The 26,746-nt window shown below is 44.3% G+C and carries 15 protein-coding genes; 13 read left to right on the top strand and 2 right to left on the bottom strand.

What is annotated here, in order from left to right:
• Positions 1 to 62: 62 nt before the first annotated feature.
• Together AC1RJL_RS09490 and AC1RJL_RS09485 are read right to left on the bottom strand one after the other, a co-directional pair.
• Positions 63 to 1,040: an ABC transporter permease gene (locus AC1RJL_RS09490; RefSeq protein WP_492913253.1), complete on the bottom strand. Its 978-nt coding sequence runs from the start codon at positions 1,038 to 1,040 to the stop codon at positions 63 to 65.
• A gap of 109 nt (positions 1,041 to 1,149) precedes the next feature.
• Positions 1,150 to 2,502 carry a CmpA/NrtA family ABC transporter substrate-binding protein gene (locus AC1RJL_RS09485; protein WP_492913462.1) on the bottom strand — a complete coding sequence of 451 codons (1,353 nt, stop codon included), beginning with the start codon at positions 2,500 to 2,502 and terminating at the stop codon, positions 1,150 to 1,152.
• 580 nt (positions 2,503 to 3,082) lie between these two features.
• Here AC1RJL_RS09485 and AC1RJL_RS09480 point away from each other — a divergent pair.
• The 13 genes from AC1RJL_RS09480 (at position 3,083) to AC1RJL_RS09420 (ending at position 26,458) form a co-directional block, all read left to right on the top strand.
• Entirely contained in the window at positions 3,083 to 4,240 is a 1,158-nt protein-coding gene (locus AC1RJL_RS09480; RefSeq protein WP_492913251.1) for a transglutaminase domain-containing protein, read from the top strand.
• Between the two features lie 519 nt (positions 4,241 to 4,759).
• Positions 4,760 to 14,971: a tandem-95 repeat protein gene (locus AC1RJL_RS09475; RefSeq protein WP_492913249.1), complete on the top strand. Its 10,212-nt coding sequence runs from the start codon at positions 4,760 to 4,762 to the stop codon at positions 14,969 to 14,971.
• Positions 14,972 to 14,999: 28 nt separating this feature from the next.
• Positions 15,000 to 15,296 carry a hypothetical protein gene (locus tag AC1RJL_RS09470; protein WP_492913247.1) on the top strand — a complete coding sequence of 99 codons (297 nt, stop codon included), beginning with the start codon at positions 15,000 to 15,002 and terminating at the stop codon, positions 15,294 to 15,296.
• 307 nt (positions 15,297 to 15,603) lie between these two features.
• Positions 15,604 to 16,959 carry an RHS repeat domain-containing protein gene (locus AC1RJL_RS09465; protein WP_492913245.1) on the top strand — a complete coding sequence of 452 codons (1,356 nt, stop codon included), beginning with the start codon at positions 15,604 to 15,606 and terminating at the stop codon, positions 16,957 to 16,959.
• 11 nt (positions 16,960 to 16,970) lie between these two features.
• The gene (locus AC1RJL_RS09460) at positions 16,971 to 17,579 is read left to right on the top strand and encodes a hypothetical protein (RefSeq protein WP_492913243.1); all 609 of its coding nucleotides are present in this window, start codon (positions 16,971 to 16,973) and stop codon (positions 17,577 to 17,579) included.
• A gap of 341 nt (positions 17,580 to 17,920) precedes the next feature.
• A complete protein-coding gene (locus AC1RJL_RS09455; protein WP_492913241.1) occupies positions 17,921 to 19,588 on the top strand; it encodes an RHS repeat domain-containing protein in 1,668 nt (555 codons plus the stop codon).
• Between the two features lie 3 nt (positions 19,589 to 19,591).
• The gene (locus AC1RJL_RS09450) at positions 19,592 to 19,783 is read left to right on the top strand and encodes a DUF4926 domain-containing protein (RefSeq protein ID WP_492913239.1); all 192 of its coding nucleotides are present in this window, start codon (positions 19,592 to 19,594) and stop codon (positions 19,781 to 19,783) included.
• Between the two features lie 79 nt (positions 19,784 to 19,862).
• Positions 19,863 to 20,129, top strand: coding sequence for a tyrosine-type recombinase/integrase (locus tag AC1RJL_RS09445; protein ID WP_492913237.1), 267 nt, complete (start codon positions 19,863 to 19,865; stop codon positions 20,127 to 20,129).
• Positions 20,130 to 20,218: 89 nt separating this feature from the next.
• On the top strand, positions 20,219 to 20,431 hold the full coding sequence (locus AC1RJL_RS09440; protein ID WP_492913235.1) for a hypothetical protein: 213 nt from the start codon (positions 20,219 to 20,221) through the stop codon (positions 20,429 to 20,431).
• Between the two features lie 405 nt (positions 20,432 to 20,836).
• The gene (locus AC1RJL_RS09435; RefSeq protein WP_492913233.1) at positions 20,837 to 20,962 is read left to right on the top strand and encodes a hypothetical protein; all 126 of its coding nucleotides are present in this window, start codon (positions 20,837 to 20,839) and stop codon (positions 20,960 to 20,962) included.
• A 542-nt stretch (positions 20,963 to 21,504) separates the two neighbouring features.
• Positions 21,505 to 23,280, top strand: coding sequence for an RHS repeat-associated core domain-containing protein (locus tag AC1RJL_RS09430; RefSeq protein WP_492913231.1), 1,776 nt, complete (start codon positions 21,505 to 21,507; stop codon positions 23,278 to 23,280).
• Between the two features lie 2 nt (positions 23,281 to 23,282).
• A complete protein-coding gene (locus AC1RJL_RS09425; protein WP_492913229.1) occupies positions 23,283 to 23,978 on the top strand; it encodes a hypothetical protein in 696 nt (231 codons plus the stop codon).
• A 608-nt stretch (positions 23,979 to 24,586) separates the two neighbouring features.
• Positions 24,587 to 26,458, top strand: a complete 1,872-nt coding sequence (locus tag AC1RJL_RS09420; protein ID WP_492913227.1) for an alpha/beta hydrolase family protein — start codon at positions 24,587 to 24,589, stop codon at positions 26,456 to 26,458.
• Positions 26,459 to 26,746: the final 288 nt, after the last annotated feature.

Genomic DNA, 26,746 nt, shown 5'->3' with positions numbered 1-26,746 from the left:
GCGGACAATAAAATAATTAGGGATGCAATCCACTATTTAATCAACGTGCAATTAACAGCCGATTAGCGCACTACTGCGCTCTTGTCCCAATTCACATAGGTTTGTAGCAATAAAATAATTCGGTCGAGTAAGAAACCAATCAGGCCGATCACTAAAATGGCGAGGCAAATACGGCTTAGCGAATCGGATGAGCCATTCTGGAATTCATCCCACACAAATTTTCCCAAGCCCGGGTTTTGTGACAGCATTTCGGCGGCGATCAACACCATCCAGGCGATGCCGAGTGAAATACGCAAACCGGTAAACATCATCGGAATCGCCGACGGCAATACAATTTTAATAACATGGGTAAACCAGCCGAGGCGCAACACGCGGCTGACGTTGATCAGGTCTTTGCTCACGCCCGCAACGCCGACAGCGGTGTTGATCATGGTGGGCCAGAGTGAACACAGGCTCACAGTGAGCAGTGAAATAATGTATGACTTGGAAAACATGGGTGAGTCGGAAACATAAACAGCGCTCACTACAATTGTCACCAGCGGTAACCAGGCGAGCGGCGATACCGGTTTAAATAATTGGATCAACGGATTGAAGGCGCTGTAAAGCGGTTGGCTAAGGCCAATTAAAATACCGAGTGGAATGGCGATAATCGACGCAACAAAAAAACCGGAGAGTACCGTCACCAAACTGGTTTTAATTTTATCAAAAAAAGTAGGGCGGCCATTGAAGGTGCGCTCATCAATCTTGGCTTGCGGATCATTTGCCAGAAGTTCGGCATTGCGTTTTTCCTGGCGTTCATAAAATGTTGCTTCGCGCTCTAGTTCGGTTTTGTACTCGTCGACCAGGTTGCCCCACTGTTCATATACTTGTTTGGGTTGGGGGAAATCACCCAGTGAGGTATTGATGTTGGGGGCGGTGATATGCCACAACAAAATAAACGTGAGTAGGCCGACAGATGGCATCAACACGGTGAGCGCAACATCGCGCCATTTGATCGCTTTTAACTGTTCGAATTTCAGGGTGGCTAATGTGCTGCTCATGATCGTTTCCTCTGCTTGCTCGCTTATCCGTACACTTTTATCCACAAACCCTTATCCGGAAATACGTGGGGAGCGTATGTTTTCATTTGTTGGATACACGGTGAATCGATTAAATTTTTTCGTCGCCTTTCAAACCGATTTTGAATTTGGTGAGATATTCGTTAGGTTTGGTTGCATCAAATTGCACGCCGTCAATCCATTCGGTTTCATTCACTGCACGAATGCCCTGGAAGGTTTTAAAATCGGGGAAATCACTCGCGCTCATTTTTCCCTCTGCAATCAAGTCAGCAGCAGCTTGTTGATAAATCTCCGGTGCTACTGCTTTTTTGCCCATTTCCATATACCAGCTATCGGGTTTTGCTTCGGGGATTTGGCCCCAGCGGCGCATTTGGGTCAGGTACCAGATCGCATCGGATGTATATGGGTATGAGGCGTTGTAGCGGAAGAACACGTTGAAGTCAGGCGTTGGACGTACATCTTTGCGCTCGTATTCAAATACACCGGTCATGGAGTTGGCGATAACTTTATAATCCGCGCCGACGTAATGCGCTGCAGAAATCATTTTGGCTGCTGCACTGCGGTTGGAATTTTCTTTTTCGTCCAACCATTTCGCTGCGCGAATCATGGCTTTAACAACGCGCACGCTGGTGTTGGGATATTTCTGGATAAATTCTCTTTTTACTGCAAATACTTTATCACCCATTTTGTTATGCACGGCGATCACCGGCACACCAATGCCGCGAAACACGGCTTGTTGGTTCCAGGGTTCACCTACTGAGTAACCCTGGATAGTACCTGCCTCCATAGTTGCCGGCATTTGTGGCGGTGGTGTGACTGACAGTAAAACGTCGGCGTCAAGTTGGCCGGTGGTATCACCTTTATGCGGTGCATATACACCAGGATTAATTCCGCCGGCAGCTAACCAGTAGCGCAAACCCATATTGTGGGTTGAGACCGGAAATACCACGCCCATTTGCATTGATTTACCCGCATCCTTCAACTCAGTGACAACAGGTTTTAATGTGCTGGCACTGATGGGATGAACCAATTTTCCATCGGCGCCCACCGGCACATTCTTTTTCATTTTTTTCCAGATCTCATTGGAAACAGTAATGGCGTAGGTGTTTTGCGCCATAGTAAAAGGAATTACCAATTCCGCTTGGGTACCGTAACCGATGTTGGCGGCAACGGGCTGTGCCATCAGCATATGTGAACCATCCAGCTCGCCGGAAATAACGCGGTCAAGTACGACTTTCCAGTTGGCTTGCGCTTCGAGTTCTACAGTTAAACCCTCATCATCGAAGTAACCATTTTCGTAAGCTACTGCAAGGTCTGCCATATCGGTAAGTTTGATAAAACCAAATTTCAAATCGGTTTTTTCCGCAGGGCCAGTGGCTGCCTGCGCAACAGTAATCAAAGAAAAGGTGGTAGCAAGGACAAATATCTTTTTTGCCAAGGGCATTAACAATCGTGAAATCTTTTTCATTGTAATAGCGGTTACTTTCATTTGTGGCTCCAGGCTGCGGATGCAAACATCGGTAATAAATTCGATTTTTATTTTTTCTCTGAAAATAAAATTTAAAAAAATAATTCAGAAAATTGAAAAATTTGTGTGATCTGGTGAGTCGGTACACCAGGTCTTATTCAAACACTGTGCCAAGGTCAGTGGTGCACTTTAACGGCGCAGGGAATTTGCAGTGTTTGCGATGATTCTTTTATTTTTTGCTTGTTTTTGCACAGTGTTGGATCGCAATAAAAGTGGCTGCGTATTTTTGGTGCTGGGTTTTGTGGGTGGTTTGTGCGCCGGCAGATGCCTTATCCGGTCATGCGCGCACTTTTTTTGCGCAAAGGATAAAAGACTGTAATCGTAGGCGAGCTGGAGCCTTGCGTGCATTGGGTAGTGAAGGCATTACCTGAGAATATAAATTCTCTTTTCCCTCACGGGTTTAGCACGAATTACGTATGGTATTCGCGGCGCGCGTGGCGGCCAATTAACTCCTATACTGAAAGCTACTGATCGACCGGATTAGAGCCTAATAACAATGAAATCACTCCGTTTTTTGGTTGTATTACTCGGTTTTACACTTGCAGCCTGTACCTCCGTGGTGCAGAAAGTCCCTTTTTTGGCAGATAAAGACCCTCTGGCGACGGCTTTGTCGGGGAAATTGATTTTGGGGCGACCCTATCAGGCGAGCGAGCTGCCGGATGTGGAATTATTTGGCTTGACCAAAGAAATGCAGGTTTTTGCGGAGACAGTAACCGCGAAGATGAACCGTAGTGATGCCAAAGCAGAGGCGCTGCATAAAGCATTGATGACCTCAACTCAATATGGTGGCCGCGGTATTGTCTACAGCGCTTACAACACTATCACCGGTATCGAAGCGTTTGAGACGCGCCAGGCGAATTGCCTGAGCTACACCTTGTTATTTGTCGCTATGGCTCGCCATGTTGGCCTGACGGCGGAAGTGAATGAAGTAATTTTGCCTCCCACATGGGATATGCGTGCCGGGGATACCTATTTATTTATGCGGCATGTTAATGCCAAAGTATTTATGCCGCGCCCACAACGCACGTTTGCGCGGGTAGTGGGTACGGCTGATGTGAGCGATATAGTTGTGGATTTGGAGATGCGGCGTTTTCGTCCGCACTACAAACAACATGTGATTGGCAAGGATTTAATCGCCGCCCAATACTATTCCAATCGCGGTATGGAATTATCGGCAGAGGGCAACGCGCGCGATGCTTTTTTATATTTGCGCAAGGCTTTGTCGATGAGCGACAAGCCAAGCTATATCTGGAGCAATTTCGGCAGTTTTTATCGCCGTCAGGGTTTGTTTGCAGAAGCTGAAGCTATTTACCTGCACGGTCTCAACATCAACCCGCGCGATTACACCATCATGCACAATATGGCCGGGTTGTATAAGGAGATGGGCAATACGCAAAAATACAGTGAGTATCAAAAACGGGTGCGTATGCATCGCAATGCAAATCCCTATTTCATATTTAAGCGCGCTCAGGAAGCCCTGGAAAAAAATGATATTGATTCAGCGTTGGTGCTGATCAAAAAGGCAATCAAAAAAGAAGAAAATGAAGAGCGTTTTTATCAGTTTGCAATCACAGTTTATGAAAAGCGGGGCGATAGTGAAAGTGCGCAACACATGCGCGATAAGTTGTATCAGTTAAGCACGATCCGGTTTTGATCACATCCGTTTTGCGTGATTTAGGTGGGCGATATATTAATGTATATGCTGCACCTGTTGACAACGTTGTCCAAAAAGCTATCATTTGTGTCATTCTGCGCCACCCAGCCTGATGCGATTATGTCTCTCTACCAGGTTTCAGAAAGATATTTCGTATCCGCACGTATTCTTCAGGGATTGGTTATTGATACAGGGAGCATTGAGTACTTCCCCTCTTCTTTACCCAAATAAAGGCGATTTCTACCGGATACTAATCTATGCAGTTCCATCTATTTTTATACGATGTAAATAAAGGATTTTTCCATGTTCATGTCAGGTCTTCTCCGGTTTGTTCGAGTCTTTTGTAACAATCATTGTTGGGCAAAGATATCTTCTCCACTGTTATTTGCATTATTGATCCTGGTTTGCGGCCAGACTAATGCGGCAGCCACACTCACGATTTCCCCTCCAACGCCCGATGGCAGATTTACCGTAACCTGGAGCGCCCTTTATAACTTTGCGAGATTTAACGAAGGTTTCATGGCGTCGGGTACGACGACTATGGTGTGGGCACCGGTACAGGACAGGCCATCGGCAGGTTCCATGGCTGTGCAAAAAACACAGCCGGGTACTTATGTATATAGCTTTACCGACTGCCGTGTGGTCAGTGGCACAACGACTTGTAGCGGGGGGGCCGGTGCAAGTGTGGTTATTAACATTCCGCAGCCCACGGTCACTGCTACGCTTTCGCCAGCCACCATTAGTGAAAGTGGTACGTCGACGCTAACCTGGTCTTCGACCAATGCAACCAGTTGCAGTGCAACCGGTATCAGCGGCGTCAACAGCACTTCGGGCAATGTGACTTATTATGCACCTACGGTGATGTCCGCCGATCAGACGGTAACTATTCCTGTCACCTGTGGCAATGGCGGTGTCAGCACAACGGCTAATGCCAGCGTGGTGGTGCAGTTCGTAAATGATGCTCCCACTATTTCTTCGATTTCTGCGCGCACAATTAATGAGGATACCACTACCGGTGTAATCAGCTTTACCGTAGGTGATGAAGAAACGGCAGCAGGTGCGTTAACCGTTACAGTCTCATCCAGTAATACAGTGGTAATTCCCAATAGTAATATTTCGCTGGGTGGAAGTGATGTTAACCGTACGGTTTTGGTGACGCCGGCAGCAAACGCATCAGGTAGCAGTACCATTACCGTTACTGTGAGCGATGGTGTATCAACAGCAAGTACCAGTTTTGTTGTAAACGTAACCGCTGTAAATGATGCGCCCACCATTTCAGATATCGCCAATATTTCAATCAATGAAAATACCGGCAGTGGTGCGATTGGATTTAGTGTTGATGATATCGATACGGCTGCAAGTTCATTAACTATTGCTGCTTCGTCTAGCAATACCAGTTTGATTCCGAATGGCAATATCAGTTTGGGTGGCAGCGGTAATTCCCGAACAATTGCGGTTACGCCTATAGCGAATAAAACCGGTTCAGCGACTATCACAGTAACGGTGTCTGATGGTGCACTAACCGCGAGCGATACCTTCACTGTTACCGTTAATGATTTGCCCGCAGTATTTACCAGTATTCCAACTACCAGCAGTAATGGCATAGTGCCATTTAGTTGGAGCAACGCGCGCGAATACGTGGATATTCGGGTAAAAGAGATTTCGGGTAATTGGATTTCGCTGGTCAATCAGGGAGCCGTTTCCGGTTCCTTTACTGATACTCGAAGCCAAACGGGCACATACATATACCAGGTAATGGATTGCTATTTTTCAGGTGGACCACCGAATGGTAATCCGGTCTGTGCCGTCACTGACACCCGCCAGGTAGTAATAACATTACCGGCTCCAACAGTCAGTGCCTCCGTGTCACCAACAACAATTAACGAAGGTGCCACAGCAACATTAACCTGGTCATCGACTAATGCAACCAGTTGTAGTGCGGTCGGTATTAGTGGTGTCAGTGCTACCTCAGGTAGTGTGATTTACACGGCATCGAGTGTGATGAGTGCGAACCAGTCCATCACAATTCCCGTTACGTGTACGGGTGGCGGTGGGAGTACCACCGCAAACGCTTCGCTCACTATCAATTGGGTAAATGATGCACCCACTATCTCTGCGATTGCAGCCCAAACAATTAATGAGGACAACAGTACCGGCGCAATCAGTTTTACCGTAGGCGATGAAGAAACGGCAGCGAGTTCGTTAACTATTTCCGCATCCTCCAGTAATACCGCATTAATTCCGAACGGTAATATTGTTTTAGGGGGCAGCGGAGCCATCCGCACTATTGTTATCAACCCAGCTGCGAATGCATCTGGCAGTAGTACAATTACGGTAAATGTTAATGATGGTTCATTAACTGCAAGCACCAGTTTTTCGGTCACTGTAAATGCAGTGAATGATGCTCCCGCAATTTCTGATATCAGCAATATTGTTATTGATGAAGATACCAGTAGCGGTGCGATCGGATTTACGGTAAGTGATATAGATACGGCAGTCACTTCATTAGTGGTTTCTGCTTCATCCAGCAATACCGGTTTGATTCCAAATGCCAATATCAGTTTGGGCGGCAGTGGTGCAGCGCGCACGATAGTTGTCACTCCGGCAGCAAATGCCAATGGGACAGCAACAATTACCGTTACCGTTTCCGATGGTGCATTAACGGCAATCGATACATTTATTGTGACCGTAAATGCGGTAAATGATGCTCCGACCATCTCTTCACCGGGCAATATCACTATTAACGAAGATACCAGTACTGGAGCCCGCAATTTCACGATCAATGATGTGGAAACGGCTGTAACATCACTGGTAGTCACAGCAACGTCGAGCAATACCGCTTTAATACCCAACAGCAATCTGGTGTTGGGAGGCACTGCGGGCACCCGTAGTATTAATGTGACTCCTGTTGCCAATGCATCTGGTTCGTCAACAATTACATTGACCGTATCTGACGGGCAGTTAACAGCAAGCCAGAGCTTTACCGTAACAGTGAGCGAAGTAAATGATGCACCGACAATTTCAGATATCGCTAATATTTCAATTAATGAAAAAGCAAGTAGTGGCGCGATTGGATTTACAGTTGGTGATATAGATACTGCAGCAAATTTATTAACGGTCACTGCGTCATCCAGCAATACCAGTTTGATCCCGAATGGCAATATCAGTTTGGGTGGTAGCGGTAATTCCCGAACAATTTCTGTTACTCCCGCATCGACTAAAACCGGTACATCTACGATTACGGTAACGGTATCTGATGGTGCATTAACCGCGAGCGATACTTTCACGGTTACCGTTAATGATCTTCCCGCAACGTTTACGAATATTCCAACAACCAGCAGTAATGGTGCCGTGTCTTTTACGTGGGATTATGCGCGTGAATACGTGACTATCAAGGTAAAACCAATCTCGGGTAATTGGACTACATTGGTTGAGCAGGGCGCTGTATCGGGTTCCTTTACCGACACCCGTACCCTGAATGGAACTTATGTTTATCTCTTACAGGACTGTTATTTTGCAGGTGGTCCACCCAATGGCAATCCAACCTGTAACACTGGGGAAGGGCGCACAGTTGAGGTTACTTTTCCAGCGCCGGTTATTACTGCCAGTTTCAATCCGAATGCAATTAGTGAAAGCCCGGCATCGGGTGCCGTCAATACAGCGGTATTAACCTGGAGTGCAACAAACGCCCAACATTGCAGTGCGACCGGTATCAGTGGTGTAAATGGCACATCCGGCAATGTGACTTACACTGCACCTTCAGTGATGACAGCTAATCAAACCGTTGAGGTTGCTATCACCTGTACTGGCCAGGGGCCATCCAGTGTATTCAAATCAGTCAGCCTGACAGTGAATGCAATTAATGATTTGCCCGCGATCTCTGCCATCCCTACACAAAATATTCTGGAAGATGAGGCGAGTGGCCCATTGGCGTTTACCGTTAGCGATGAAGAAACCCAAGCTACTTCTTTAACGGTGACTGCTGTATCCAGCAATCAATCCGTCATTCCAAATACAAATCTTATTGTGAGTGGTAGCGGTACAAACCGCTCTATACAAGTAACTCCTCTCCCGAATATGTTTGGTAGTTCAACGATTACACTTACGGTGTCCGATGGACAGGCAACGAGTACTTCAACCTTCGTGGTGAATGTTGCGAGTGTAAATGACCAGCCAACCCTGGTTGTACCGGGCGATCAACAAATTGAGAAGAATACTTCCACTTCTGTATTAGGCATCACTGTTGGTGATATTGAAACAGCGGCAGCATCACTCACTGTTACTGCGGTATCGGATAAAACCGATGTCATTGCAGCAAGTGGAATCGTGTTAAGTGGCAGCGGTGCGAATCGCACAATTAAAATCACACCCGTTACCGGCAAGGCAGGTTTAGTCACTATTACGGTTAATGTTTCCGATGGGCAATTGGTAACCAGTAAATCGTTTAAAGTTTCTGTGCAGGAAACATTTACGAATCCGTTTGATTTCAGCAGTGATGCACCTAACCAATTCAATTATTCGTTAACCACCTCCGCGATTCCCGGTCTGGGAACCAATCAACTTGTTGCTACAACACAGGGGAAATTAAATGTCTCCAATGGCGCCGCAAGCTATTCCATCCCGCTGGAGTTACCGCCTGCGGTGCGCGATTTGAAACCTAATTTATCGCTCGGTTATAACAGCCGTTCCGGTAACGGTTTAATGGGCGTGGGTTGGAATTTAACTGGCTTATCTGCGATTACCCGTTGCCGCGCGAGCTTTGCCACGGAAGGTGCCGAGGCACAAAAATCGAACCCGCGTTATACGATGAGTGATCGCTTATGCCTGGATGGACAAAAGCTGGTAGTCGCGTCCAGTACAACACCAGCAAATGATTCCTCGTATTGGACAGCGGGCATTGAATATAAAACGGAGTTGGATAATTTTGCGAAAATTGTCGCGCACAGTGCCAGCGCCAATGGTGGTCATGGTTATTTTAAAGTCTGGACCAAAGATGGCCGCATCCTGACTTACGGTGCAGAAGAGCATTCGCAGAACAGTAAAATTTATGCACCCAATCAAGATACCGGTCCAATTAAAACCTGGGCATTGGATAAAGTGGAAGATGCTTACGGTAACAACTACACCATTACCTATGATCGCGATACCGTAAATGGCGAATATTATCCTGAGCAGATTAATTTGGGTTCTACCGGATTGGTTGTATTCAGCTACCAATCCCGCAATGGTCAAACTCCATGGGGTTATGACGGAGGAAATAAATATCAGCTCACAAAAGTATTAGACAAAGTAACAACCTATGTCGGCACAACACAGGCAACACCGATCAGGCAATACGACATTGATTACAAGCTAAGCGCAATCACCAATCGTGAGCTGGTGGATAAAATTGTTGAATGTGGCTATGAGGCGGCGAGCTTGAAATGCGCGCGACCATTGACGTTTGATTGGCAAGCTGGCGAGCTGGGTTTTGAGTCGACGCCAAACACATTGGCGTTTGCCGGTCTTTCCTACGAGGATTTTAACGGTGATGGCTATGTGGACATCGTTGGCGAAAAAAGTTTATTAGCCTGGGGCAATGCCAGTGGCACCTTTACCGCGACGGGATATGATGAAGCTCAGTTTATCTACCTAATCCAGACCCGGCAGGGGAAGGCCGCCATTACCGGTACTCACCGCACCGTAGGTACCGCAAAATACCTGGATGTGTATTTAACCCGCATGGCGCCGTCAACGGCGATGACCTCACAGTTAATTACCAGTGTGGATCGCACCAATTCCGCGCCTGTTGTGCGAACCACTGACCTGAACAACGATGGTCTGACAGATTTGGATATTGCTGGTCGATTCTGGATACAACAGGATAACGCGACCTTTGTGCAATTATCACAAAGCGGTGGCATTTCTGATATGACTGATCGCACTGACTTTAGTTATGTTGATATCAATGGTGATGGCTTGCTGGATCAAACAGCTGTGACCTTTTATGGATACACGTCGATCACCCAAAACTTTAATAATGTACTTTCTGTATATCCTAATACGGGTAATAGCTTTGGCGGCACGCCGGGATCGCTCGGAAGAGTTAGCAGTGTTTCACCACTCGCCAAAATATACGGTGTTGGCAGTAGTTATGCGCCTGTGCATATGATCTATAGATCCAATATCGGTTACTGGCGCAACTGGATCGATATCAATGGCGATGGCAATCTGGACATGCTTTATGATGATCGCCATACCGCTGATCTGAACATCTTAAGAAAATGGGCGATGAACTTATCGACGGGTGGTGCTTCACCGCGGCAGCTCATTACCACAGGGCTAAGCATTGTCCCCATGACGAACACAGAACTGGGGCAATATTCCTTTGTGATGGATTACAACAAGGATGGGCTGGATGATTTCATTATGTTTTATTCCGGTGGTCCTACCGAGCGTGTCATGCGGGTGTTTTATGCCTCTTACGTCAATGACACCCTGTCATTTGTAAATGGTGGCGTAGATCCATTCACGGGCAAGCTGGACTACTTGGTGGACGTTCCGATTACCCCTGCAGAAGGAAGTGTCAACCCGTTCCGTGGCGATGTTAACAACGATGGCATCCTCGATCTGGTTGTTGATGGTCAGGTTTACCTGGGCAAACAACAACAACCCGACCTGATCACTACCATCACTGACGGTTTTGGTGCGGAAACAAAAATTTCCTACAGCCCTTTAACTGGTGATACCAATAACGGCTCGCCACTCTATACCCCGGACACGGTTGCACCGGTGTTCCCATTGGTTCCGATAAATCGCGGCATGCAAGTTGTTAAAAATGTCTCTGTGTCCAATGGTCAGGGCGGGTTCAATCACACTTATTTTAATTACACCGGCGGCACACGGGATTTATTACGCGGTTCCAGTGGATTTAAATCCATTGCCATCACCAATGCCGCAACCGGCACTGTATCACTCACAGACTATCGTGAGGACTGGCCTTACACCGGGCGCGTTAAAAAGCAAACGGTGAAAGACACCAGCGGTAAATTAATCAGTGTGACGGAAAACAACTATGCGTTGCATCCGCAAAATGCACGCTTCCCCTATTTGCAGTATTCACTGCAAAAAAATTACGCGCTTGGCACCACCAGTGACAGCTCACCACTCAGCGTTAGCAAAGCAATCAATACCTTTAATACTTGTGGCAACCTGACTGAACAAACCATCAAGGTTGGCAGCGGGTTCAGTGGTGTGGAAGTAACCGGTGAATTAAGTAATCAACATACGGTGAATGTGTATGACGACTACAACACACCGGCATGTAACGATGACTTCCTGAGCAGCACTACGCAGACAGTTGCCAAAGCGGGTAATACCGACCTGAAAAATGTCATCACGGAATTTACGCCCAACGCGCAACGCGATCTGGAAACACGTATCGATTTCAAAGGTGAATCCATTCAGGTAACGACAACTTACGAGCGTGAGGCCAATGGTGTTGTCAATAAAATCACCGAAGTGGCAAAAGATATCGATGGCACCAATGCGCCCGCCCGCATCACCATGCTCAGTAATTTTGTGCACGGAATGTATCCGCAAACGGTTACCAATGCGGAAAACCATACAACAACATTCACTTACGATTACCGTTTCGGCAGCGTTGCCACACAAACATTTTTAGGGTTAATAACAACCAATACCTATGATGCACTGGGGCGTGTGCAACAGCAGCAAACGGCTGATGGCACAACAACCGAAAGCATCGCATTCTATTGCACCAGCGCCCCTGTGACCTGCCCAAGTGGTGCCTACTACGGTGTTGCTTCGCGTGTTACCAACAGCAATCCATCGCAAGCGGGGAAATTGGGTGAGCCATTAAGCATTACGTTCTATGATGGATTGCAGCGTGAAATCCGCAGCGTGGTTTACAGCCTGGGTGGCAAAGTGATTAACCAGGCTACTGAATACACTGCCAATGGTTATTTAGCGCGTGTATCTGAAGCTTACGCTACCAATGGTATTGTTGCGGACACCGCACTCGCCACGGCCTGGACCAACTACAGCAATTACGATGCGCTGGGACGTGCTAACAGTATTGTCGGTGCTGATGGCGGTAGTAAGACAACCGCGTATTCCACGGATGGTTACGGCTTTAAAACCAGCGAAAGTATCGTGATGGTAAAACCCGGTGGTAGTTCAGAAACACAAACTACCAACAGCTGGATCAATCCGTTAGGGCAAGTCACGCGTGTTGAAGACGCGCTGCTCAATACGGTTTCTTACAGTTATGACACGCTGGGTCATCTCCAGACAACCCTGGTCAATAATAATCTTGCAACACAAATCGATATCCAGCATGACCTCGCCGGTAACAAAACCTATATCAAAGATCCGGATGCAGGAATAATCCATTTCGATTACAACGGCTTCGGTGAGCTGCGCAAACAAACCTGGCAGAAAGGTGTGAGCGGTGTTGAAAAATATATCACCTACGGTTACGACCAATTAGGCCGTCAAACGACCCGAACCGATAAACCCGCCAGCGGCAGCACCGTTTCCTACGCCTGGGTGTGGGACACCAAACAAAAAGGACAATTATCTTCACGCTCGGGCAATGGTTTCAGCGAAGAATATTTCTACGATGGTTTCTCGCGTTTATCACGCCAGGTAGTGACAACGGGTGGATTAAGCGGTGGCGAATTTGTTTATACCTACGACAACTTCAGTCGCCCGAACACCGTTCAATACCCCAACGGTTTTAAAATCCAGCGCGATTACCATGCCGATGGCTACCAGGTACAAACCCGCGATATCACTGTAGCCGCTACACCGAAAGTATTATGGGCATTAGGCAATACCCTTGATGCACGCGGTGCGTTCAATCATCAATTGTGGGGCAATGGTGTTGTAACCCAAACCGGGTTTGATGCAAGCAGCGGGCGGTTATCGAGTATTAAATCCGGCCGTTTAAGCAGCACCAATTCGTTCACTGCGTTGTATGGCGATATCCAGAACCTTAGCTACACCTTCGACTCGCTCGGCAATCTCCGTTCACGCACAACAGCGCGAACCGATAGCAATGGCGTCGCACTGGAAAATATCACGGAGAATTACGGTTACGACAAGCTCAATCGTTTAACCACCTCCACCACCAGCGGTTTATTCGGCAGGACCCAAACCTACCAATATGACGCTGGTGGTCTGGGTAACCTGGTGAATCGTTCGGATGTATTAACGGGTACATCGTTTAATAACGCTGTCGGCGAATTGAAATACGATCAGGTCCGCAATGCCGGTATTCACGCGGTGACCTCTGCCGGCGGAGTGAATTACAGCTACGATAAATACGGCAATATGACGGCGCGTGGCAGTGAAACTATTGTTTACGACACCTTCAACAAACCCACGCGCATTGCAGGCGCTTCCATTACCGATTTCTACTATGGTCCGGACCATGAGCTGTACAAAGAAGTGAGTGGAACCAAAACCACCTACAAACTCGCGAGTGGTATTTACGAAGTGATTGTCGATGGTTCCACTACAACACAAAAAAGCTATGTGGATGGTGTCATTTTAAATACCCGCACCTTGTCAGGATCAACCCAAACTGCGAATGACACCCACTATCTCCATACCGATCATTTGGGTTCAGTAGAAGCGACCACCAATGCACTCGGTCAATTCGTCAATCGCATGAGTTTCAGCACCTGGGGCGAGCGACAAAAGTCGGATTGGAAACCGGGTAACCCGACAGAAAGCTTCTTAACCTCGAATGGATTTACCGGGCATGATCATCTGGATAATCACAATCTTATCCATATGGGCGGGCGGGTTTATGATCCGAGTCTCGGTAGATTCCTGAGTGCAGACCTCTACATTCAATCGCCTTACAACACGCAGAGCTATAATCGTTACAGCTATACGTTTAATAATCCGCTGAGCTATACCGACCCAACGGGATATAGGACGGAAATATTCGATTACATCATGGATATGTACCATAACCATTCGACTTCCTGGTCGTGGGCGAGTGATATGCGTGCTTGTAATTGCACAATAAATACAACGACTACGTATGCAGCTTATAGCAAGAACGACGACGGAAGTTGGTCACTTAATCGTGATAGTGATGCAATTTGGAATGAAACGACCTCGGTGAGTGTCAGTTCCATTTTTCAAGCGCAGAATATTGGTAATGGATACGGTGGTTATCTTCAAGGATCAACAGGAATTATTGCGCCGTTGAAAGGAAATCCATTTTATGGTGCAGGGGCAATTCTAGCTGAAGAGCTTACAATGGGAATTGTGTGGGGCGAGAACGGTTCAATTTTAGCATTGAGGTCTAATCCGCAGATTGATGCTAATAAGGAAGCAGCGAGGAATGGTAGAGCAGGGCCATTAATTAATGGATTGAGTTTAGTAATGATGGTGGCGGGGCCGGGGAAGGTTAAAGCATTACCCCCAGCTAAAACTATGGACCACCATCTATTTCCACGTCAATTCAGCAAATATTTTAAATCAAAAGGTATTAATATTGATCAGCATACAGTTACTTTAGGAGAAAAAACCCATCTTAAAGGTATTCATGGAAATGGTCTTGGTAATATGCCAGGTGGATGGAACAAGATTTGGCAGGATTTTATTGATAGAAATCCAAACGCATCAGTAAAAGATGTTTATCAACAGCTGGGAAAAATGATGGATGATTTTGGTTTAAATAATTATCGAATTCATCCATACAATAAATGATTTTTAATAAATGCAGGATATATTGGAAATGAAAAAAATTCCTCCTTTTAAACTTGAAGTAAAACCTTTATCTGATGAAGCCAAAAAATTACCTGGCTTTAAGTGGGCTGAGGAGAATATAGGGACTCGGCATAAGCTCGGCGGAGTGCCTGATTTTATTCAAGGAGAGGATATTCCTGTATGTGATGAATGTAAGGAAAAAATGTCTTTTTATGCTCAGTTAGATTCAATTAATGATGAATATTGTATTGCAGATTGTGGAATGATTTATACCTTTTTTTGTTTTAGATGTAACAATGTGAAATCCCTTATCCAGTCAAATTAATTAAAAAATATTGTGCTGTCCGCTCTCCAGTTAACGACGTGCTGCTTTTTCCGGGTTCGTTTTCTGGACAATCGCACTGTGCTGTCCGATGTCCAGTTAACAACGTGCTGATTTTTCCAGGTTTGTTTTCTGCGCAATCGCAAAAAATCTGGACAAAGTTCTTTAATAAATTGCTAATTATGTCTAATTTTCCTGCCATTAATTAATCATGATGGCAGGAAAATTAGATATTCTCACTTCATGGGTGATAAAAACCTCGAACAGTAAGCTCCGTTGTTAGTCATCGTTTCTAAACCACTACGGCAATATGACGGCGCGTGGTAGTGAATCGATTCTTTACGACACCTTCAACAAACCGACGCGCATTGCGGGCGCTTCCATCACTGATTTCTATTACGGCCCGGATCACGAGTTGTACAAAGAAGTGAGTGGAACCAAAACCACCTACAAACTCGCCGGTGGTGTTTACGAAGTCATTGTCGATGGTTCAACCACCACACAAAAAAGTTATGTGGATGGTGTCATTTTAAATACCCGCACCTTGTCAGGATCAACCCAAACTGCGAATGACACCCACTATCTCCATACCGATCATTTGGGTTCAGTAGAAGCCACCACCAATGCACTTGGCCAATTCGTTAACCGCATGAGTTTCAGCACCTGGGGCGAGCGACAAAAATCGGATTGGAAACCGGGTAATCCCACAGACAGTTTCTTAACCTCAAATGGATTTACCGGTCACGACCAGTTGGATAATCACAACCTGATTCATATGGGTGGGCGGGTTTACGATCCGAACCTCGGCAGGTTCCTGAGTGCAGACCTCTTCATTCAATCGCCTTACAACACGCAGAGTTATAATCGTTACAGTTATACGTTTAATAATCCGCTGAGCTACACCGACCCAACGGGATATAGGACGGAAATATTCGATTACATCATGGATATGTACCATAACCATTCGACTTCCTGGTCGTGGGCGAGTGATATGCGTGCTTGTAATTGCACAATAAATACAACGACTACGTATGCAGCTTATAGCAAGAACGACGACGGAAGTTGGTCACTTAATCGTGATAGTGATGCAATTTGGACTGAAACGACGTCGGTCAGTGTTAGTTCTATTTTTCAGGTGAAAGATAATAGAATATCTGCTGTTGGTAAAAATCCTTTAAAGCCCACACAGGCTCAATATGATTTAGTTAATCAAGGTAAACTCGCTGAAATGTGGCAAGGTCGATGTAGCGCAGGCGATCCGATTGGCTGCGTGGGCTTTGCGACCTGGGGCGATTCATCCGATATTATTAATATGCACGGTGTGAAAATGGGTGCTTACTGGGTTGGAATTGGGCAATCGGTGCGTACAAATGCTAAATATGGATTGCTAACTGGTGACCCTAAATTAGCGCTATCGCATGAGAAACTTAAAGCCAAAACCCTTGAGCTTGGAAAAGATATTGCAATAAGGCATTTGGATGCCACTACCAGAGATAACAAAAACACACCATTCTTTTTGTCTCCCCGACAGATTACAGATTACCATCATGAAGCTTTTGACAAATTTTCAATAGATCGACGATGGTATGGCGGTAGCTATGGAACAGGCAAACATGAGCCTGCACTAGAGCGTTTTTACTGTATACCAGCTTGCGATAAAAATTAATGGTGAATTTTATGAAAAATATTTTAATGGTATTTGTTTTTATATTCTTGGCGACAGGTTGTGAATCAAGAAAGGAATATGTTGATTTTGCAGGTTTAAAAATACCAAGTGATTATGTCCTACATGCCCCTGATGAAAATTCGGATGGGATGTTTGATGATGGGACACAAGACATTGCGTTAGTATTTCAAGAAGAAGAAATAAAGGCATTTATTCCTACTTATGAAATTCGTGAGCGACCATCTAAAGAGAATAGTTTAGTTCTATATGGTTCGGAAGTTGATCTTGCCGGTGTAAGCAAAAATGTTTTAGAGGAATATATCAGTGAAAAACCTATTCTTTCGAAAGATAAATATACTCAATATTTTAGAATTACACCCTCACCTGAAAGGTGGTATATCGTGGATTACAAAGAAAATGAATATAATTTGATTGGGATGTGTAGACGGTCGGGAATGGATGATAAAATTGATAATTGTGATTTCGAAAAAAACATATCTGAGTTTGGTGTTACTTATCATTTAAGCAACAACAACATTTCACTAATGGTCGAATACGAAAATTTCATTAAACATAAAATCGAAGAATGGCGTAAAGCAGATACCGTAACTAAACAGTAGATTTTGCTGTCCAGTTAACGGCGTGCTGATTTTTCCAGGTTCGTTTTCCGGACAGTACACAAAATCTGGACAAAGTTCTTTAATAAATTGCTAATTACTTCTAATTTTCCTGCCATTAATTAATCCTGATGGCAGGAAAATAAGAATTTTCACTTTCCTATTTCCTCGACGCACGCGGTGCATTCAACAATCAACTTTGGGGCAATGGTGTTGTAACCCAAACCGGGTTTGATGCAAGCAGCGGGTGGTTATCGAGTATTAAATCCGGCCGTTTAAGCAGCACCAATTCGTTCACCGCATTACACGGTGATATCCAGAACCTCAGCTACACCTTTGACTCGTTGGGTAACCTGCGTTCACGCACAACAGCGCGAACCGATAGTAATGGCGCCGCACTGGAAAATATTACGGAGTCTTATGGTTACGACAAACTCAATCGTTTAACCACCTCCACCACCAGCGGTTTATTTGGCAGGACCCAAACCTACCAATATGACGCTGGTGGTCTGGGTAACCTGGTGAATCGTTCGGATGTATTAACGGGCACATCGTTTAATAACGATGTCGGCGAATTGAAATACGATCAGGTCCGCAATGCCGGTATTCACGCGGTGACCTCTGCCGGCGGAGTGAATTACAGCTACGACAAGTACGGCAACATGACGGCGCGAGGCAGTGAATCGATTATTTACGACACCTTCAACAAACCGACCCGCATTGCCGGCGCCTCCATCACTGATTTCTACTACGGCCCGGATCACGAGTTGTACAAAGAAGTCAGCGGCACCAAGACTACTTATCAGCTCGCGAGTGGTGCGTATGAAGTCATTGTTGATGGTTCTACCACGACACAAAAAAGTTATGTGGATGGTGTGATCATGAACAATCGTGTGCTAACCAACAGCACACAAAGCGCGAATGACACAATATATCTGCACACAGATCATTTGGGCTCGGTAGAAGCCACCACCAATGTATTAGGCCAATTCGTCAATCGCATGAGTTTTGGTGCGTGGGGCGAGCGACAAAAATCGGATTGGAAACCGGGAACACCGACGGAAAGTTTCTTAACGACCAATGGATTTACCGGTCATGACCAATTGGATAATCACAACCTGATTCATATGGGTGGGCGGGTTTATGATCCGAACCTTGGTCGGTTCCTGAGTGCGGATATTTACATCCAATCGCCGTACAACACGCAGAGTTACAATCGTTATAGCTATACGTTTAATAATCCGTTGAGTTATACCGATCCAACGGGTTACAGGACGGAAATATTCGATTACATGATGGATATGTACCATAACCATTCGACTTCCTGGTCGTGGGCTAACACCTACTCCAATATAAATACCGCATACAAATGGGAACAAGATAAAAATGGGGTATATACGCTGACAGCAATGGTAGATTTAAATACCGTTAACTCAGTGAGTGCGAGCAGTATTTTTCAAACGGTATCGTACAATGTACCGTCATGGGGAGCAGGACCATTTAGGGTTTATAATTTTGAGCCAGGCATAAGACAGCAGTGTGGTGGTGATGCGCAATGTATGCAAGCTATGCGTGTTGATATGGCGGAGCAGCAACTGGGATTGATGTCTTTGGCTGTGGGAGGTGAGCTTGGTGTTTTAGGGAAGGCTGCATGGGAAGCTCGTGCGACTAAGGTAGCGGCAGATAAAGCGTTGAGTACAGCAACTCGATCAAGTGTTAATGATAAATTAGAAAAATATTTATTAAATAAAGATCATCCAGTCGGTGGTAGCAAAGCTAACTGGTTTGAGAAAGCGCTTGGTTTTAATAAGGAAAACAAAGACGCTTTAGCGAAACAAATAATTTTTAATGAAAAATTAGCTACTCCTACAAACTTAACTCAACATGGACAGAAATTTAATCAAGTAATATCTATTACTGGTGCTAATGGCAGAACTATAGATGTCACATTTGGTTGGATTCGTAATAACGATAATGTTGTAAGGCTTGTAACCGCAATTCCAGGGAAATAAAAAATGATATTTAATGATTATGATGTTGTTATTTCAAAAAAGAAATTATCAGAAAAAGTTAATTCAGGCTGTAAAGGTGCTGTATTAATATGTTATGAAAATAATGACTATGAAGTAGAGTTTGTAGACAAACATGGTGAGTCATTGGAAGTATTAACTGTAGCTGGTGAAGACTTAAATCTTGCTGATAGTTGATTTATGCTGTCCGACGTCCAGTTAACGGCATGCTGATTTTTCCAAGTCCGTTTTCTGGATATCGCACAAAATCTGGACAATGTTCTTTAATAAATTGCTAACTATCTCTTATTGCCATTTACTCCATCATGCGATGGCTACGCACATGCTGGAAAACGGTGCTAACCTGCGCTTTGTCCAGGTGATGCTGGGCCACGCGGATATATCGACAACGCAAATTTACACCCATGTGAGCATAGAAGAATTACGTGCGGTTCACGCGCAAACGCATCCGGCGCGACTGGAAGATAAACAAACCTTGCTTGATGAGTTGATGCGGGAAATGGATGAGGAGCCGGATGTTTAAAAAGTGGAGAAATCGTGATTTTGTAGTAGCTTTTTTAACATGGCGGCTAGAGAATCAAACATCCATCCTAACCATGAAAAAGGAAATAAATGATGAGCAAATACCATGTCATATCGAGAGTAAAAAACGATGGTTCTAAATTGTTGGAATTCTTTGTCATAAATGGAAACAACAGCACGATTAGAGGGCCGTTTGCAACCAAGATTCTTGCAGATGAAGAATGCGCTGAATTAAATGCTGAGATAGAGCAGCAATATGAGGTGGCGCAAAAAAAGAAATCCGAGCCCTCGTTCGGCATGTAATAAAGCCGCAGCACGCACATCACCGTGTGTCACGGTACGTGCAAAAAGCAAAAGCGCATGCACCGCGCCACACGGTCATGCGCTTAGCAGCATTGTTTGTTTATCGTCCTCCGCACTTGCAGTCGTTCCTCTTTCCAGCACGCGTCCCAGTCCTGGGGCTGCTGTTGTTTTAAGGTGGCGGCAAATCGCAAAGAAACTAAAAGCTTTACCGTGTGGTACTTCGTAGCAACATTGCAAATCTGCGCGGAAGTAGTCTGCCTCTCCATCCAGTCCCACCGCCGCGCACACATAAAACGCAAAACATCACAGCCATTAATGGGTCATAGAGCGCTGATCCATTAATGACTGAAATAGTTTTTAAGGCGCATACAATCCGTAACCGTGTTCAATATCACGGTGAAAAAAATGAAGACGAAAGCAAAGCACAAAAAGAAATACCAGCCAATACGTGAAAAAAATACGCGAACCTGGTTAGTGTTATTACTGTTGAAAGCTATCGAAAAAATGCATGAGTGGCTAACGGATGCATAACATTATGGTTTGTTAGTAGCAAGCTTGTGCATTACGCGCGGAACGGGTTTGCCCACACTAAAAAAATGAATCGCCGCGCGTAGCCCCGCGTGCGTGTTGTCGTGTGCTTGCGCGCACAACAATCCACCCGCGCGGCTGCGGAATGGTCACTCCTTAACGGATCATCTTCCTCTTAGTTGCAAAGAGGCTATTCAGCCAATAACGATTGTCACTGCATGAAATATTAGAGCCGCAGACAAACAGATGACCAAAGGTCAGTGTCTTGGTGCGTCATCTATGAGCGCTCCGAGACAAAAGGTCTACGGTGCACCTGGTTTAGGCTGATCGCTCCAAAAAATTACGGAGCGTTGTATGAAAAAGTTGTTGAAAATATTGCTGTTGATTATTGCGATTCTATTGTTGTGACTGCCGTGCAATATCGGGCTGGTGTGCGTTGCGCACACACCAGCCCGCTTGCGTGACTGTGTAAAAGCGCGCTAAAGAAAAAAGTGCATTGGGGTCTGTGAGCCCTATAAACTCACCTCCCATTGCGCTGTAATCAGTTGTGGGGCAATGGTGTCGTCACCCAAACCGGATTCGACAACACCAGTGGTCGGCTCAGCAGTATTAAATCCGGTCGACTAAGTGACAACAATCCGGTTACCAACCTCAATGGCGATATCCAGAACCTGAGTTACGCCTTCGACTCATTGGGTAATCTCTATTCCCGCACCACCGCCCGCACCGACAACAACGGGCTAGCCCTTGAAAACACCACGGAAAGCTTTGGTTACGACAAACTCAATCGCCTAACCACGTCGACTACCAGCGGTCTATTTGGCAGGACCCAAACCTACCAGTACGACACCGGCGGTTTGGGCAACCTGGTCCATCGTTCCGATGTATTAACCGGCACCGCCTTCAATAACGCTGTCGGCCAACTGCAATACGAGCAAGTGCGCAACGCCGGTATCCATGCCGTCACCTCAGCCGGTGGCGTCAATTACAGCTACGATAAATACGGCAATATGACGGCGCGTGGCAGTGAAACTATTACTTACGATACCTTCAACAAACCCACTCGTATTGCGGGCGCTTCCATCACTGATTTCTACTATGGTCCGGACCACGAGCTTTATAAAGAAGTGAGTGGAACCAAAACCACCTACAAACTTGCCGGTGGTGTGTATGAAGTCATTGTGGATGGTTCAACCACAACGCAAAAAAGTTATGTGGATGGTGTTATTTTAAATAACAGAACCGTCACCAACGGCACAGAAAGCGCAAATGACACCGTGTACTTACACACCGATCATTTGGGTTCAGTGGAAGCGACCACCAATGCACTCGGCCAATTCGTTAATCGCATGAGTTTCAGCACCTGGGGCGAACGGCAAAAATCCGATTGGAAACCGGGTAATCCCACCGAGAATTTCCTGACATCAAACGGATATACTGGCCATGACCAACTGGATAATCACAACCTGATTCACATGGGTGGGCGTGTGTATGATCCGGGGCTTGGTCGATTCCTGAGTGCGGATATTTACATCCAATCGCCGTACGATTCGCAAAACTACAACCGGTATTCCTATGTAGGGAATAATCCGTTGAGCTACACCGATCCAACGGGTTATCAACGTGATAAAGATCCCGGTTATCAAGATTTTGTGCATGCACAGCAGCAGGTGTTGGAAGTCGTTATTGAGGGCAACAGGCAATTAGAACGTTTTGCTGCAGCGGCTCAAGCTAGCAATAATCAAACAATGTTTAGCGTGATGGATGCACAGGCGTTCGTGAATTCATTAGTTGGACAAGGTATTTACCAGTATGCTTATGTTGAGAATGGTGAAACTATTGTTGCAACGATTGATAGCTCAAAAGTGCAAAATACCCCTGTATCGGATGATACGGCGCAAACATCACCAGTTCCCGGTGATCAACAACCTGCGATGGGGGTTGCACCTAATCCAAAATTAATTGCGTTAGCTCTAGCTGCTGGTGGAGCAAAGCTTGTTAAATTTGCTAAATCTCAAACTCATGGCAATTCAAAAAGCAGTACCAAATCTCAACATATTTACTCGATTACAGATACGCGGACTGGCGTTGTATTTAAGTTCGGTATCAGTGGTTCAACATTGAATCAGGACGGCACATCCAGGCGTGCAAACTCTCAAGTTAATGAGCTTAATCGAACCTATGGGGCAGGCTCATATCAAGCATCTGTATTAATGAAAAATATCCCCGGCAGACTATCTGCTTTAGCTATTGAAAAAACGTTAGTGTATGGGCATTTAGCTGCAACTGGGAGAAAACCATTAGGAAATGAGAGGCCTTAATCATGTCTAAATATTTAAATGAAATTGATCTGCAAGCATCTATTTTATATGGGGATAAGGCCAATTTCTTCACTAAAGAAAATGGATGCTTAACCTACTTATTAAGCGCAGTTATTGAGAATAAAATATCATCGGGGTTTAAAAAGATAGGAGTACAGCTATGGCCTATCGGTTCTCTTCAAACAAATTCGCCTAAATATGTAGGTGCTCATTTGTCAAACATTCTGTTAATTGAAGATGAATATAATATTGATGATTATTTTAAAATTCTTGATTTAGAAAAAAGACATGGAAAAGTTTTAGATATCCTGAGTAGTCTAATCTCGAAAGTACCCAGTGATATAAATTTGGACAGAAAAGAGGTGCTGGCAGTCATTGATAGAATAAAGGAATCAAATTACAGAGTTTATAAAGAATACGGGCGATGGATTTCAAATCCTTCAAAAAGTTTGAAGGTGAAAATATTTGCAGAGTATGCAATGGATGAAATCGTTCTTGGGATTGTGGTTAAGGATGCATTCTCAAAGGAACCTACTAAATATCAGTTAACCAAATACGATACCTTTACTGCATTTCACATGGATAAAATTGGAACAATTGAATTCATTGCGGATAACGCCATTACATATACGCCTGGAATTTTATTTATTCCCAAATATGTTCATGAACCAATAGAGTTTGTTATCCCTATTAGGTAATTTAAGGTGTGCTGTCCGATATCCAGTTAACGATGTGCTGATTTTTCCAGGTTCGTTTTCCGGACAATCGCACAAAATCTGGACAATGTTCTTTAATAAATTGCTCACTATCGCTTATTTTCCTGTCTGTGCTGTCCGATGTCCAGTTAACAACGTACTGCTTTTTCCGGGTTCGTTTTCCGGAAAGTCGTGCAAAACCTGGACAATGTTCTTTAATAAATTGCTAATCATGTCTTATTTTCCTGCCATTACTTAATCCTGATGGCAGGAAAATAAGAAGTGTTTACGTCGCGGATGATAAAAACCCCGGACAGTCAAGTCCGTTGTTATTCCTTGTTTAAAGTTTTGTTTCCTTTACTGTGGTGAAAAATAAATCCCGGTTAATGCACCATTCCACGCTGAAAACATCAGTAGTTTTCCGGGGGTGTATGTTTTTCCCGGCATAGAAAGGGTTTAATAGTAGATCATGGGTTTGTAATACATATTAAATTTTATGTGCTTTTTTGATGATAAAAACTAACTGTAATTAACAATTTTTTCGTGCTGTGTTACGATTAAAAGTAAATAAAACCATTAGATAAGATGATATATAAATTGAGGAAATTAATATGATTACAAGGATAATAACTTTTTGTTTTTTATTTTTGATCTACATTGTTGCACATGCAGATCAAATACCTGCATCTGATTTCGCCAAATTACCTGCATTCAGTAATCCTCAAATATCGCCACAGGGAAATTTTCTAGCTGCCACGATAATTTATGAGGGAAAGCCTTTGTTGGTAATCCAGGAATTTTCGGACAAAAAAGATAAACAACCACCAGTAGTGATCCCATTTGAAGGAGTTTATATCCTTGATTATCAGTGGGAAAATGAGGAACGTTTGATTGTTACCGTACGCATTACACATAAATCTGGTCGATTGAATTACAATATTTCACGTTTAATTAGTGTTAGCAGAGATGGTAAAGATATTAAGGTTATAGAGGTTGGATCAAGCAATAGATATGGTTGGCAGCTGCCTAACCCACATGTTGTTGATTGGTTGGATACAGATTCCGGGCATATCCTCGCTGTCTTAGAGCGAAGGATAGATGATAAAACTCAGGATATTAATCTTATTTTGGATAAAAACCCTTACTTGCTTCATAAGGTAAACGTGAATACTGGTGAAAAAGTTCTCGTGGATAGAAATCCTATGGGATTTTCTCGTTGGGTGGTTGATAACGAAGGAAACGTGCGTGTGGGTGTCAAATACTCAAATGGTTCTAGCGGATTGGTTAAAAGCTATTATCGTAAAACACCGAATGCAGAATGGACACTCTTGCAAAAATTAAAATTTTTGGATGGTAATAGATTAATGCCATGGTTTTTCGATGAAAATGATAACAATATATTAGTAGTAACAAGTGAGAATCTGGAGGATGACGATTATTCAAAGGGCCAGATGGATCTGCATCGGTATGATTTAACCAAAGGCGAAGTTATTGGTTTATATGAAGATCCGGTGTTTGCTCCTATTGAAAAAGCTATTCAGAAAAAATTTCCTGACTCTCGAATTGATGAGGTTTCAAGAACTTTTGCGAATGATCAATTTATTATTGAGATTTATTCAGATGTAATGCCGCCATCATATTTCCACTTTAATACAAAGACCAAAAATTTAGCCTTTATGGCTGAGCAATTTCCTCAATTGAGCAATAAAAAACTGGCATCAATGAAAGAGGTTAGTTATGTGGCTCGTGATCAATTAAAGATCCCTGCTTATCTTACGGTTCCTCCTGATTTGGACCTTAAAAAACTGCCGTTAATTGTGATGTTGCATGATGGCCCTTGGTCAAGGGATGAGTGGGGATTCAATAATTATGTACAGTTTTTTGCAAGTCGGGGCTATGTTGTTTTGCAGCCACAGTTTCGTGGCTCTACCGGGTTTGGTAATCAATTACGTGAGGCAGGTTATAAACAATGGGGTTACGCCATTCAGGATGATGTTACCGATGGTACAAATTGGCTGATCGATCAAGGTATTGCTGATCGTGATAGAATTTGTATTATCGGTACTGGTTTTGGAGGGTATGCAGCTGCAATGGGTTTGATTAGTACACCGGATTTATTTCGGTGTGGCATCAGCATTAATGGTGTGATGGATATGATTAATTTTTACCACAGTATGGTGTGGAGCGTAAATAGGGAAATTTTCAATAGTAAATGGGATATTAAAAAGGTATCACCTTATCACCACGCTGATGAAATTAAAAAGCCGTTGCTTTTAATTGCGGGTAAGAAAAATAGTTGGATTAACTTTGAAGAAAACTCTTTGAAGATGTATAAAAAACTTAAAAAACTGGATAGTCCTGTTGAGTATTTAGAGTTGCCGAAAGGAGAGCATTGGCCAACTCATGAAGATAGTCAGATAAAAACGTTGGAAGCAATAGATGTTTTCTTACAAAAACATATGGCTATTAATGGCAAAAACTAAGGCGATATCAAGTATGTTGTCCAATGTCCAGTTAACGACGTACGGATTTCCCCGGTTCGTTTTCTGGATTGCCGAACAAAATACGGACAGCGCTCTTTAATAAATTATTAACTATCCCTATTTTCCTGTTGTGCTGTCCGCTGTCCAGTTAACGACGTGCTGCTTTTTCCAGATTCGTTTTCTGGACAATCGCACAAAATCTGGACAAAGTTTTTTAATAAATTGCTAATTATTTCTAATTTTCCTGCCATTAATTAATCCTGATGGCAGGAAAATTAGATATTCTCA

It is taken from the genome of Cellvibrio sp. GW822-FHT04B05 (assembly GCF_058800985.1).
Note: the sequence above shows the minus strand (reverse complement) of the source record. Positions and strands in the feature narration are given on the sequence as shown.

Bases quoted from the DNA above. Each gene is read 5' to 3' on its own strand.
- AC1RJL_RS09490 (WP_492913253.1), bottom strand. From the start codon at position 1,040: ATGAGCAGCACATTAGCCACCCTGAAATTCGAACAGTTAAAAGCGATC.
- AC1RJL_RS09485 (WP_492913462.1), bottom strand. From the start codon at position 2,502: ATGCCCTTGGCAAAAAAGATATTTGTCCTTGCTACCACCTTTTCTTTG.
- AC1RJL_RS09480 (WP_492913251.1), top strand. From the start codon at position 3,083: ATGAAATCACTCCGTTTTTTGGTTGTATTACTCGGTTTTACACTTGCA.
- AC1RJL_RS09475 (WP_492913249.1), top strand. From the start codon at position 4,760: ATGGCGTCGGGTACGACGACTATGGTGTGGGCACCGGTACAGGACAGG.
- AC1RJL_RS09470 (WP_492913247.1), top strand. From the start codon at position 15,000: ATGAAAAAAATTCCTCCTTTTAAACTTGAAGTAAAACCTTTATCTGAT.
- AC1RJL_RS09465 (WP_492913245.1), top strand. From the start codon at position 15,604: ATGACGGCGCGTGGTAGTGAATCGATTCTTTACGACACCTTCAACAAA.
- AC1RJL_RS09460 (WP_492913243.1), top strand. From the start codon at position 16,971: ATGAAAAATATTTTAATGGTATTTGTTTTTATATTCTTGGCGACAGGT.
- AC1RJL_RS09450 (WP_492913239.1), top strand. From the start codon at position 19,592: ATGATATTTAATGATTATGATGTTGTTATTTCAAAAAAGAAATTATCA.
- AC1RJL_RS09445 (WP_492913237.1), top strand. From the start codon at position 19,863: ATGTTCTTTAATAAATTGCTAACTATCTCTTATTGCCATTTACTCCAT.
- AC1RJL_RS09440 (WP_492913235.1), top strand. From the start codon at position 20,219: ATGATGAGCAAATACCATGTCATATCGAGAGTAAAAAACGATGGTTCT.
- AC1RJL_RS09435 (WP_492913233.1), top strand. From the start codon at position 20,837: ATGAAGACGAAAGCAAAGCACAAAAAGAAATACCAGCCAATACGTGAA.
- AC1RJL_RS09425 (WP_492913229.1), top strand. From the start codon at position 23,283: ATGTCTAAATATTTAAATGAAATTGATCTGCAAGCATCTATTTTATAT.
- AC1RJL_RS09420 (WP_492913227.1), top strand. From the start codon at position 24,587: ATGATTACAAGGATAATAACTTTTTGTTTTTTATTTTTGATCTACATT.